This is a genomic window from Wenzhouxiangella sp. YN1 (assembly GCF_056324145.1).
Genome location: NZ_JBJNIO010000115.1, coordinates 69,839 through 81,112, shown reverse-complemented (window position 1 = coordinate 81,112; position 11,274 = coordinate 69,839). Strand labels below are relative to the sequence as shown.

Sequence of the window (11,274 nt, the reverse complement as noted above, 5' to 3'; positions counted from 1 at the left end):
GCAGCTCGCTGGCCACAGGCCAGCCATCTAACCGCCGCGCGAAGCGCGAGAGGCGGTTCGTTGGCAAGAGTGGATCGGAAGCGAGTCGGGTGAAGCGGGAAGGTGGTGGCCAGGGACGGAACCGGAGCGTTAAGCGTAGCTCGCTGGCCGCAGGCCAGCCATCTAACCGCCCGGCGAAGCCGGACAGGCGGTTCGGTGGAAAGTGTTGATCGCAAGCGCAAGCGTTGAAGCTGGTAAGGGATGGTGGCCAGGGACGGAATCGAACCGCCGACACGGGGATTTTCAATCCCCTGCTCTACCGACTGAGCTACCTGGCCCTGTTTGCTGCCTTCCGGCTCATGGCCGGCAAGCCGCACATTAAACCCCTTTTGGCTGCCGAAGTCAACCGCGATCGCACGGCACTTTTTTCCGGGCTTGCCGTCCATAACCAGTGAGCTTCGACTGAAAAGGTGTAGCAATGCGCACGATCATGCTCATTTTGATGCCTGTCATGATCGCGGCCTGAGCCGTATCCGGTGAGTCACGCGATCAGTTCAACGAGCTGGCCCTCTACGAGCGTCACGCCGGCGCCAGCCAGAGCTGGGTGCGATACACCAACATTCGCAACTGGTGGGCCGTGGGCCCGCACGCGGTCGTGTTCGAAATGGATCGCTCGCGTCACTATCTGGTGCGGCTCATCGGGGCCTGCGATCTGAATCTCGATACCGCGATCTCGATGCGCCTGATCAATTCGCGCCGCAACGTGCTCAGCGAGTTCGACCGCGTCGATATCCGCGGCCAGACCTGTCAGGTTCAGTCGGTTCGTCGCCTGGACCTTGACGCCGTGGAGGCCGAGCTGGCAGAGCAGAACCAATCGCTGCCGGAGGGGCAGGGCAGCCCCGCGGCGGAAGTCGACGATCAGTCCTCGGGTGGGGTGTAGCCTTCGGCCTGATCGACCTCGCCGCCGAACAGGAACGCTTCGGCCTGCGTCTCGAGATACCGACGGTGCTCAGGGTCGATCGGGCTCAGGCGCTTTTCGTTGATCAGCATGGTCTGGTGGTCGAGCCACTTCTGCCAGGCTTGTTTCGAGATGTTTTCGTGGATTCGCTGCCCGAGTTCGCCGGGAAGTGGCGGGCGGGGCAGGCCTTCGGCTTCGCGTTCGAGGTACTGACAGTGGATTTTGCGCTCGCTCATCTGAAGTGATCTCCTGAAGATGGGGTTCAATGATACGTCTCTGGCCGGGTGCGGGGGTGCCGGTTCAGCGTTGGCGGAAAAGCCGTTCGATCATCCGCCGTATCGGTTGTGGCAGGCCGCGGCGCAGGGCCTGGGCCGGTGTCAGCCAGCAGCTGTCAGGGTCTTCGCTCACCTGAAGGTCGCTCGGGACGCGAACCCGCTGGAAATGAATATCGAGCGTGAAGTGCGTGAACTGATGAACGACGGCTTCCGGTGGCTCGGCGGCGCAGCTGACGCGCGCCGGCTGGATGTCGCCATGCTCCGGCAGCGTCCACAGCCCGCCCCAGATTCCGGCAGGCGGGCGCCGCTGCAGCAGGAGTTCGCCGCGGTCGTTTTCGATGATCATCAGGGTTGTCGTGCGCCGGGGCCGAGCCTTGCGGGGCTTCTTTCCGGGCAGTTCTTCGATGCGCCCGGTCAGCCGGGCGACGCAGTCGGCGGCGACCGGGCATTGCCGGCAAGCCGGGTGCCGCGGGCTGCAGATCATCGCGCCCAGATCCATGATCGCCTGGGTGTAGTCAGCGGCGCGATTGTCGGGCGTACAGTCTTCGGCGCGGGCCCATAGCGCCCGCTCTACCGCGGCTCGTCCGGGCCAGCCCGCAATGCCGGCATGCCTTGCCAGCACGCGCTTGACGTTGCCATCGAGGATGGTGGCGGGCCGGTCATGCGCCTGGGCGACGATGGCGTTGGCGGTCGATCTGCCGATGCCCGGCAGGGCGTCGAGCGCATCGGCATCGGCAGGCAGCTCGCCGTCGTGGTTTTCGAGACAGGCAAGGGCGGCCGCGTGCAGATTGCGGGCCCGGGCGTAGTAGCCCAGGCCCGACCAGAGCGCCAGCACCTCGTCGATCGGAGCACGCGCCAGCGTCTCCAGGTCGGGGAAGGCGGTCATGAAGCGCTCGAAGTAGGGAATGACCGTGCGCACCTGCGTTTGCTGCAGCATGATCTCGGCTACCCAGACCCGATAGGGCGTGCGGTTCTTCTGCCAGGGAAGGTCTTGGCGACCATGAGCTTGCCACCAGGCCAGCAGGCGTTCGGCGAAGGCGGCTTGAGGCACCGCGGAAGGCACGGAGGTTTCAGGTGGCGTCGGCATTGGTTCGAGGCCCGCGTGGGTCGCGTCTACATCCGCGGCGGACGAGACAGGGGCTTGGGACACGCATCAGCCAGGCGTGATCACCGCTCAACGACCGTCGGTCGGGATGTGGTCCCGATTCAGGCTTCGACCGGCAGGATCGCATGCACGAAGGTGCCGGCGTCGAAGGGGCGCAGGTCGGCGACCGATTCACCCACGCCGATGAAACGAATGGGAATTTCCATTTCCTCGGCAATGGCAAACAGCACGCCGCCGCGGGCGGTGCCGTCAAGCTTGGTCACCGCAATGCCGGTCAGCTGCGCGGCCTCGTTGAACTGGCGCGCCTGTGCCAGCGCGTTCTGGCCGGTGCCGGCGTCGACCACCAGCATGGTTTCGTGCGGCGCCTCCGGGTCGATCTTCTTCATCACGCGGATGATCTTGGACAGCTCGGCCATCAGGTTGTCCTGGGTATGCAGCCGCCCGGCGGTGTCGGCAATCAGCACATCCACCTCGCGCGCGCGCGCTGAATGCAGCGCATCGTAGATCACCGCGGCGGTGTCGGCGCCGGTTGCCTGCGCCACGACCGGCACGTCGTTGCGTTCGCCCCAGGCCTGCAGCTGCTCGACTGCGGCGGCGCGGAAAGTATCGCCCGCGGCCAGCATGACCTTCTTGCCTTCGTCGAGGTAGCGTCGCGCCAGCTTGCCGATAGTGGTTGTCTTGCCCACGCCGTTGACGCCGACCATCAGGATGACGAAGGGCTTGTGCTCCTCGCCGATGGCGAGGAAGTCCTCGCAGGGCTCGATCAGGTCGTAGAGCTCGGCTTGAACGGCCGGCAGCACCTGAGCGGGTTCGCTGATCACGCCCTGGCGCACGCCGTCGCGCAGCCGGTCGACGATGCGAGTGGTTGCGGCAACGCCGACGTCGGCGGTCAGCAGCGTGGTTTCGATCTCTTCGATGAGGTCTTCGTCGATTCGCTCGGCCGAGCCGATCAGGCCAAACAGGCTGCCGAGGCTGGATCGGGTTCGCTCGAGACGCTTTTCGAGCGGATCGGCATCGGACTGTTCGGCCGGGCGGACCTGCGTGGTTTCCACGCCCTTGCCGGATTTCTTGCGCTTGAAGATGGAAAACATCGGAATTGGTTCAAAGGTTTACGTTTTAATTGCCGTGACGATTCTCGCGCAGGCTGTGGTGGCATCTGCGGCGAATGAGCCGACCACCCCGAACACGGGTGGCGGAAGTGTCGGCGGATTGCAACTGAACGGTCGGCTCGCTCGTCAACCCGGTATGCTATCACCCCCATGACAGGCAGGATCAGGATTATCGGCGGCCAGTGGCGTGGCCGGAAGCTGGAGGTTCCGAACCGCCCGGGCCTGCGCCCGACCGGCGACCGCGCGCGCGAAACCCTGTTCAACTGGCTGCAGGCAAGCGTGCCGGGGGCCCGTTGTCTGGACCTGTTTGCCGGCACCGGCGCGCTGGGGCTGGAGGCGCTTTCCCGGGGCGCGACGCTGGCGGTTCTGGTGGAGCGCGATCGGCGCCTGGTCGCAGCGCTGCACAAGGTCGCCGAAACCTGGCCGGGCGGCGAGCGTATGGAGGTGGTCGGCGGCGATGTGCGGCGCTGGCTGCAAACCGATCATCGCTCCTTTGATCTGGTTTTCATCGACCCGCCGTTTGCTGATGGTCTGCAGAAAGAGCTTCTCGGGTGCCTTGTCGATGACGGGCATCTGGCGCCGGAGGCGCTGGTTTACCTCGAGCAGGATGCTCGTCTGCCGGAGCCGGAGCCGTGCGAACGCTACGAGATGCGGCGGAGCAAGGTTCTGGGCGAGGTCCGGATGACGCTGCTCGCAAGGCGCTGAACCCAATCGGCAGGTGGCGTGCCGCGGCGTCCGGGCGGATTTCTGACCGGGCGTTATAATGCGCGTTGATTTTTTCCGAGACGCCTGTGATGTCCCAGCCCGATTATGGCCTTGCCGTCTATCCCGGCACCTTCGATCCCATGACCCACGGGCATACCGATCTGATCGCGCGTGCTTCGCACATGTATCGTCGCATTATCGTGGCGATTGCCGAAAGTCCGCACAAGCAGCCGTCTTTTCCGCTCGACGATCGCATCGGGCTGGCGCGACAAGTGCTCGCCGAGGAAGGATTGGACAACGTTGACGTGGTTGGCTTCAACAACCTGCTGGCGCATTTTGTCCAAGAGCATGGGGCGGGGGTGATCCTGCGTGGTTTGCGCGCGGTATCGGACTTCGAGTACGAGTTTCAGCTCGCCTCGATGAATCGCCACCTGATTGAGGATGTGGAAACCGTGTTTCTGACGCCGGCGGAAAAATACAGCTTCATTTCCTCATCGTTGGTCAAGGAAATTGCGCGGCTGCAGGGCGATGTCGGTCGTTTCGTCAACCCGCGTGTTTCTGCCGCGCTGCGCGAGCACTACTCCTGAAAGCGCGACCCGGCCGCCAAGTGGCGGCCGGGGCGAAGTGGATCAGAAGCGCAGGTCCACCCGCGTGTAGATATAGCGGCCGTTGAAACCAAACGGCGAGAAGCCCGAGTACGGGAAGATGAGATCGAAAGTGCCAGCCGAGCGGCCGGTGCTTTCGAGGATCTCTCTGGACGTGTCGGGATAGACGTCGAAGACGTTGTTGGCACCAAGCGACAGCGACATGGCATCGTTGGCCTGGTAGCTGACCTCGAGGTCGGTGATCCACTTGGCCGGCAGTTTCTGATCGTTGGCCTTGTCTGTACCGGCGTCGACCGTATCGCCGAAGCGGGTGGTCATCAGGTTGACCGTGAAGGCGTTGTAGTACCAGGTGCCACCGATATTGAACTTGGTCTTGGGGGCGCCTTCCTCGAAGCGCTTGCGTTCACGACGGGAGAACAGGTTGTCTTCGGTGACGCCGACCTGCGCCAGCTCTTCCGGCGGATCGATGACGCTGGTGACCTCGTTGTCGGTGTAGTTGAAACCGCCGGCCAGGTTCAGTCGGCCCCATTCGTTGAGCTCCAGATCATAGCTGCCGACCAGGTCGACGCCGCGCGTCTTGCTGTCGATGCCATTGAGGAAAAAGCGCGCGCGATTGGCACCGGTGCCTTCCAGCAGCCGCTCGATGCCCGGCCCCGAGAGGTTTTCCGAAAGCACGATGCGATCATCGATCTTGATGTGGAAGAAATCCGCCGTGAGGTTGAGCCCCGGCATCGGGGTGAACACGAACCCGGCGGAGAACGAAACGCTTTCCTCTTCCTGCAGGCCGGGCGAGCCCAGTGCCTGGGCGACCTGGCTATCGGGACGGAAGGTGCCGGTTTCAGTGGGCACTGAGTCGACGAATACCGTGGCCACCGAGGTAAAGGTCTGCTGCGCGAGTGAAGGTGCGCGGAAGCCGGTGGAGCCCGAGGCGCGGATCGCGACCGAGTCGTTGATGCGGTAGCGCCCGGCCAGCTTGCTGTTGAGGGTCGAACCGAAATCGGAATAGTCCTCGAAGCGCAGGGCCGCAGTCATGTTGAAGTCAGTCGTGAGGTCGGCGTCGGCTTCAGCATAGATGCTGGCGCTGTCGCGGCTCTGGCTGATGGCCGATTCCGGCGTGAAACCCGGGAAAACCTGACTGCCAGCAGCGCCGGGGAACGGACCGTCAATGTAGCTGGCTCTCTCACCGGCCTCGATCTCGTAGCCCTCGTCGCGGTATTCAACGCCTGTGGCGATGTTGACCGGCGTGTTGCCGAACTGGAACAGGCGCGAGGCGTCGGCATTGAATACCAGCTGGTCGTTTTTCAGGCTGCCGGCGAAAAACGTCGTCGGACTGGTGGGCCCGAGCGAGGCATTGAGGGTGTTGTCGACGCCGAATTCGAGGTCGTTTTCGCCATAGGTCAGGGAAAAGTCCAGGAACCAGTCGGAAAGGTCACCGCGAACGCCGATGGCCGCGCTCTTGTCGCGGGTGTCGGTGGTGATCAGGGGCAGAAAGCCCTCCGGATAGATCTCGGGAACGTTGCGAGCGTCGAGTGCGCGTCGATAGAAACCGCCGGCATCCCCTTCGCGATCAGCGTAGCTGCCAAAAGAGTACAGCTCGAAGCCGCCGTTGCCCAGCGGCAGTCCGGCGTTGTAGAACAGCGAGAGTTCCTCGACGTTGGGGTCACCGAAACGATGATTGATGCGGTTGAACGTCAGCTCGCGCGGATCCAGGCTGCCGTCGTCCAGACGCGGGAACTGCTCACGCGGATCGAAGCCGGCGCGGTTGGTCGGGTTGCTGCTGCGGAACTGGCCCGAGGCATGGAAAAAGCCCTCGCTGCCCAGGGCAAAACCGCCGTCGGCGCGCAGGGTCACGGTCTCGCCGTCGTTGGCGGTTCGATCCTTGCCTTTTTCTATCTTCAGCTCCTCAAGCGGGCTGATGGCCACGTTTGCCACCCGCGGCACGCCGTCGACGCTGGTGTGGTTCTGGCCGTAGATTGCCGACACACCGAAGCCGCCCGGCTGGTCCCTGAGCACGATGTTGATCACACCGGCAATGGCGTCCGAGCCGTACTGTGCCGCGGCGCCGTCGCGCAGCACTTCGATGCGTTCGATTGCGTTGGGCGGGATGAGGTTGAAGTCCACCGCGGTCGAGCCGCGGCCCACCGAGCCGTTGAGGTTCACCAACGCCGAGGTGTGACGTCGCTTGCCATTGACCAGCACCAGCGTCTGGTCGGGAGCCAGGCCCCTGAGCTGGGCCGGGCGCACCTGGTCGGTGCCATCGGTGATTGAAGAGCGCGGAAAGTTGAAGCTGGGCAGCAGCCGCGACATGATCTCGGCCGTTTCGGTCATGCCGGTGGAGATGATCTCGTCGGCCGAGATGGTGTCGATGGGCACGTTGCTGTCGGCGGCGGTACGACCGCGGCGGCGCGTGCCCGTCACGGCGATGCGGTCGGTGGTGTCGGCGTTCTCTGCAGCGCGTTCGTCTGTATCAGCGCTGTCCTGCGCGGCAGCCGGAAAGGCGATCATGGCCAGGCCAATCGCCAGACCCATGGCCAGGCCAACCGTCTGGCCGCTGGTGCTGACCATACGCCAGCGTCTTGAGCGCTCGCAGTGATTTTGACGATGTTCTTCTTGCATGTCTTCCCCTCCTCTTGTTGGGTGCGCCTGTGGCCGGAGTGACGCGCAGGCGCTGGCGGTCTGAAAACTGGCAGGTGGTTATCACTATCCCGCCGGCGTTAAATAAATGCAAGCAGTTCGTTAACTAGAGGTCTTGCGGCTGCGTGCTATATTCCGGGCCTGAACAGTGAATTCGAACCGACAGATGGAGCGAGTGATGCGCCCAGTGATGAACCAAGCCTTCCGCGCAACCCTGGCCTGCCTGCTGCTGGTGGCCTTCTCCGCCGCGGCGGCCGCCGGCCCCGGCCGGGCCGCGATTTCGAGCGCGCACGAACTGGCCACGAATGCCGGCGTGGAAATCATGGAAAAAGGCGGCAACGCCTTTGATGCGGCGGTGGCCGTGTCGGCCGCGCTGGCCGTGGTCGAGCCGGAGTCGTCCGGCATCGGCGGCGGCGGCTTCTGGCTGCTGCACCGCGTTGCCGATGGGCATTCGGTGATGGTCGACGGGCGTGAGACCGCGCCCGCTGCTGCCACCGCCGACATGTACGTGAATGATCAGGGTGAAGTCGATCGCGATCGCGCCATCAACGGCGCGCTGGCCGGCGGCATTCCCGGGGCGCCGGCGGCCTGGGTGCATATCGCTGAAGCCTACGGCAGTCTGGAGCTGTCAGAGTTGCTCGCGCCGGCCATCCGCCTGGCCGAAGAGGGCTTTCCGGTAGATGCCAAGTATCACTCCCTGATTGGTTACCGTGCCGAGGTGATGCAGCGCTGGCCCGAGACGGCCGCCATATTCATGCCCGATGGCGATGTACCCGCTGTTGGCGACATCATTCGCAATCCGGATCTGGGCAAAACCCTGCGCGCCCTGGCTGAACACGGCAAAGAGGGTTTCTACAGTGGCGAGGTGGCAGCAAAGCTGGTCGAAGGGGTGCAGGCCACCGGGGGCATCTGGACCCTGGCAGATTTTGCCGATTATGAGGTTGTCGAACGCGAGCCGGTGCGCAGCAGCTATCGCGGCTATCAGCTGATCACCGCCACGCCGCCATCTTCGGGCGGTATCGCCATTGGCCAGATGCTCAAGCTGGTCGAGCCCTTCGACCTGGCCGGCATGCAGCAGGCCGAGCGCGTGCACGTGCTGGCCGAAGCCATGCGCCGCGCCTATCGCGACCGCGCGCTCTACCTTGGTGACCCGGATTTTGTCGACATTCCCGCCGACATGCTCTTGAGCGATGATTATGCCGCCGGCCTGCGCACCACGCTGCGCCTGGATCGGGCCACACCCTCGTCGATGCTGGCCGCCGATCCCGACCGGCTGGGCAAGGAAAGCACCGATACCACGCATTTCTCGCTGATCGACTCGGAAGGCAACATGGTTTCGGCCACGCTGACGGTCAACCTGCCGTTTGGCGCAGCCTACGTGCCGCCGGGCACGGGCGTGCTGGTCAACAACGAAATGGACGACTTTTCCGCCAAGCCGGGCGAGCCCAACGCCTACGGCCTGATCGGTTTTGCCGCCAACGCCATCGAGCCGGGCAAGCGCATGCTCTCGTCGATGACCCCGACCATTGTCATCGGCGACGACCGCACCGCCGTGCTCGGCACGCCGGGCGGCTCGCGCATCATCACCATGGTGCTGCTGGGCGTTCTCGATTTCATTGACGGTAACGGCCCGGAAAGCTGGGTGTCGCTGCCCCGCTTCCACCACCAGTATCTGCCTGATGAAATCTCGATCGAACCCGATGCACTGACTGCCGCGCAGATCAAGCTCCTGGAAGAAAAGGGCCACACCGTGACCGTACGTGATCGCACCTGGGGCAACATGCACGGCGTGATGTGGAACCGCCAGACCGGCGAACTCGAGGCCGCCCACGATCCACGCTGGGAGTCGGGCGGGGCGGTCGTGATCGACATCGACTGAGGTTCGGGCGTTCGGGTCAATCAACTCTCGCCCCGGACTTGATCCGGGGCCTCCTGCATGCCGATGCCGCTGCCAGGATGGTTTTGGCTCGGAGCCGAGACGACGGCGCATTCGCGGCTTGTAAAGCTGTTTTCAACCTGCCTGAGCCGTGATGGTGGTCACGGACAGCCAGGGCGTTTTCCGCTAAGCTGGCGCTCACGCATCCGGATTGCAGCTTATGGAAAGCAATACCGGGGGGACCATGCGCGACGCCGTTCAGGGGAGCGGCGATCGCATCTTCGATGACCGCTTCGAGGATCAATCCAGCGCCGGCCCGGATTTTGCCCGCCGCGTTCTCGAGCGCGCTACCTATGGCGCGCGACCCGAAGACATCGATCATTTTCTCTCGCTGGGCTCCAACGACCAGGCGCGCCTGAACGCCTGGCTGGATGAGCAGCTCGCCTGGCAATCCTTGGACGACAACGACCTCGAACAGCGCCTGGCGGCCGCTGGCTATCAGACCCTGGATAAATCGACTGCTGAGCTGTGGGCCGATCATGTCCGGGGTAGTGACGATCGGCATCTTCCAGTGGCCGAGACCGAGGCCGCGCGTATCATGCGCGCCGGCAGCTCTACGAGGTGATGACCGAGTTCTGGCACGATCGCTTCAGCATCGCCGGCCGGGAGTTCAGTATTGCCCCGGTATTCGCGCAATACGACCGCGATGTCATCCGGCCGCATGCCCTGGGCAGTTTCCGCGAGATGCTCGAGGCAGTGGCGCGCTCGCCGGCCATGCTGATCTACCTGGACAACAAGGACAACCGCGCCGGCGGCTACAACGAAAACTGGGCGCGCGAGCTCATGGAGCTGCACACCCTGGGTTCCGACGCCTATTATCCCGGCGCCGCGCACGGCCAGATCCCGAAAGGTGACGACGGGCTGGCGATCGGCTACAGCGACGCGGATGTCTACGACGTGGCGCGCTGCTTTACCGGCTGGACCATTCGCAACGGCCACTGGGGCATGCCGGACAATCCCCAATACGACACCGGCGAGTTCGTCTTCTACGACAACTGGCACGAGTACGGCAGCAAGTACGTTCTCGGCGACTGGATCGACCCGCTCGGGCAGATGGAAGCCGTGCTGGCCATGAGCTACATGTGCATGCACCGCCAGACGGCCAAGCACCTGTGCACGAAACTTTGCCGACGCTTGATCGACGACGATCCGCCGCCGTCCCTGGTGGAGTCGGCCGCGGCCGTCTGGCACGAGCACTGGCAGGCCGACGACCAGATCGCCCGGGTCGTACGCCATATCCTCAGCTCCGATTTTTTCGTCAACGGCGGTGGCGTCAAGACGCGCCGGCCCTTCGAGCTGATGTGCGCGGCTTTCCGCAAGACCGCAGCCGAGATCGAGCCGCAGCCGACCGGGGGCTGGAGCCCTTACGGTGACCTGCTCTACCGCTTTCGCCAGACCGGGCACGGCTGTTTCCGCTGGCCCTCGCCGGATGGCTACCCCGACACCGCCGATCGCTGGACCTCGGCTTCGGTCATGGGCCAGACCTGGCGCCTGCTCAGCCGCATGCCCGAGCTCGACGATGACAATGACCAGTTTCTGCTGCGCATTCACGAGCAGACCCTGGCCGGACTGCCCGCGTTATCGCAGCGCAGTGCGCAGGGCCTGGTCGATTTCTGGCTGGAACGCCTGATCGGGCGACCCGTGGCGTCGTCGCGTCGGGCCGAGCTGATCGATTTCCTGCGCCAGAATGCCGCTGCCAGCGCGCCGCTGGATATCACCAGCGATCTGCCCGATGGCCGCTGGAACACAGGCGACCTGAGCGAGCATATTAACCCGGCAGCCCTATAGATCGCATTCAGCCGCGCTGTGCATCCCGACAGCAAGGCAGCGAAACGCCGCTGTAGCACTCCTACAGCAAGTTTCGCTAACGCCGTCTGTCGGGATGCACAGCGCAGCCGGTCGTTCAATATCAACCAGTTCGGGGCTTCAAGAATGGCCCGACTCGGCGTTGTCGCTCTTGCAAAGGGA

The 11,274-nt window shown here is 64.2% G+C and carries 9 protein-coding genes, 1 tRNA gene and 1 pseudogene; 6 read left to right on the top strand and 5 right to left on the bottom strand.

Going from position 1 to position 11,274, the window contains the following annotated elements; all coding sequences use genetic code 11:
- Positions 1-241: 241 nt before the first annotated feature.
- Positions 242-317, bottom strand: a tRNA-Phe gene (locus ACEWQZ_RS03155).
- A gap of 218 nt (positions 318-535) precedes the next feature.
- On the opposite strand from ACEWQZ_RS03155, the pseudogene ACEWQZ_RS03150 reads away from it, so the two are divergent.
- Positions 536-919, top strand: a pseudogene (locus ACEWQZ_RS03150) (DUF6491 family protein); the annotation flags it as partial.
- Here the strand turns inward: ACEWQZ_RS03150 and ACEWQZ_RS03145 are convergent.
- From ACEWQZ_RS03145 to ftsY, 3 genes are all read right to left on the bottom strand, one after another.
- Positions 898-1,173, bottom strand: a complete 276-nt coding sequence (locus tag ACEWQZ_RS03145; RefSeq protein WP_476481621.1) for an oxidative damage protection protein — start codon at positions 1,171-1,173, stop codon at positions 898-900. The pseudogene ACEWQZ_RS03150 and the gene ACEWQZ_RS03145 sit on opposite strands and share 22 nt — an antisense overlap.
- A 64-nt stretch (positions 1,174-1,237) precedes the next feature.
- Positions 1,238-2,299, bottom strand: a complete 1,062-nt coding sequence (mutY, locus tag ACEWQZ_RS03140; RefSeq protein WP_476481620.1) for an A/G-specific adenine glycosylase — start codon at positions 2,297-2,299, stop codon at positions 1,238-1,240.
- Between the two features lie 119 nt (positions 2,300-2,418).
- Complete coding sequence (gene ftsY, locus ACEWQZ_RS03135; protein ID WP_476481619.1) at positions 2,419-3,408, bottom strand: signal recognition particle-docking protein FtsY; 990 nt, start codon at positions 3,406-3,408, stop codon at positions 2,419-2,421.
- 168 nt (positions 3,409-3,576) lie between these two features.
- Here ftsY and rsmD point away from each other — a divergent pair, with 168 nt between their 5' ends.
- Both rsmD and coaD read left to right on the top strand, forming a co-directional pair.
- A complete protein-coding gene (gene rsmD / locus ACEWQZ_RS03130; RefSeq protein WP_476481618.1) occupies positions 3,577-4,131 on the top strand; it encodes a 16S rRNA (guanine(966)-N(2))-methyltransferase RsmD in 555 nt (184 codons plus the stop codon).
- 89 nt (positions 4,132-4,220) lie between these two features.
- Complete coding sequence (gene coaD, locus ACEWQZ_RS03125) at positions 4,221-4,718, top strand: pantetheine-phosphate adenylyltransferase (RefSeq protein ID WP_476481617.1); 498 nt, start codon at positions 4,221-4,223, stop codon at positions 4,716-4,718.
- 42 nt (positions 4,719-4,760) lie between these two features.
- Here the strand turns inward: coaD and ACEWQZ_RS03120 are convergent, their stop codons facing one another.
- Positions 4,761-7,352, bottom strand: coding sequence for a TonB-dependent receptor plug domain-containing protein (locus ACEWQZ_RS03120; protein WP_476481616.1), 2,592 nt, complete (start codon positions 7,350-7,352; stop codon positions 4,761-4,763).
- A 208-nt stretch (positions 7,353-7,560) separates the two neighbouring features.
- On the opposite strand from ACEWQZ_RS03120, the gene ggt reads away from it, so the two are divergent.
- The 3 genes from ggt (at position 7,561) to ACEWQZ_RS03105 (ending at position 11,094) form a co-directional block, all read left to right on the top strand.
- Positions 7,561-9,249, top strand: a complete 1,689-nt coding sequence (gene ggt, locus ACEWQZ_RS03115; RefSeq protein WP_476481615.1) for a gamma-glutamyltransferase — start codon at positions 7,561-7,563, stop codon at positions 9,247-9,249.
- Positions 9,250-9,466: 217 nt separating this feature from the next.
- Positions 9,467-9,871 carry a hypothetical protein gene (locus ACEWQZ_RS03110; protein ID WP_476481614.1) on the top strand — a complete coding sequence of 135 codons (405 nt, stop codon included), beginning with the start codon at positions 9,467-9,469 and terminating at the stop codon, positions 9,869-9,871.
- Positions 9,871-11,094, top strand: coding sequence for a DUF1800 domain-containing protein (locus ACEWQZ_RS03105; protein ID WP_476481613.1), 1,224 nt, complete (start codon positions 9,871-9,873; stop codon positions 11,092-11,094). The genes ACEWQZ_RS03110 and ACEWQZ_RS03105 overlap by 1 nt, the downstream gene beginning before the upstream one ends.
- The last annotated feature ends 180 nt before the right edge of the window (positions 11,095-11,274 follow it).

Excerpts from the sequence above, each read along its gene's own strand:
- ACEWQZ_RS03145 (WP_476481621.1), bottom strand. The coding sequence starts at position 1,173 with ATGAGCGAGCGCAAAATCCACTGTCAGTACCTCGAACGCGAAGCCGAA.
- mutY (WP_476481620.1), bottom strand. The coding sequence starts at position 2,299 with ATGCCGACGCCACCTGAAACCTCCGTGCCTTCCGCGGTGCCTCAAGCC.
- ftsY (WP_476481619.1), bottom strand. The coding sequence starts at position 3,408 with ATGTTTTCCATCTTCAAGCGCAAGAAATCCGGCAAGGGCGTGGAAACC.
- rsmD (WP_476481618.1), top strand. The coding sequence starts at position 3,577 with ATGACAGGCAGGATCAGGATTATCGGCGGCCAGTGGCGTGGCCGGAAG.
- coaD (WP_476481617.1), top strand. The coding sequence starts at position 4,221 with ATGTCCCAGCCCGATTATGGCCTTGCCGTCTATCCCGGCACCTTCGAT.
- ACEWQZ_RS03120 (WP_476481616.1), bottom strand. The coding sequence starts at position 7,352 with ATGCAAGAAGAACATCGTCAAAATCACTGCGAGCGCTCAAGACGCTGG.
- ggt (WP_476481615.1), top strand. The coding sequence starts at position 7,561 with ATGAACCAAGCCTTCCGCGCAACCCTGGCCTGCCTGCTGCTGGTGGCC.
- ACEWQZ_RS03110 (WP_476481614.1), top strand. The coding sequence starts at position 9,467 with ATGGAAAGCAATACCGGGGGGACCATGCGCGACGCCGTTCAGGGGAGC.
- ACEWQZ_RS03105 (WP_476481613.1), top strand. The coding sequence starts at position 9,871 with ATGACCGAGTTCTGGCACGATCGCTTCAGCATCGCCGGCCGGGAGTTC.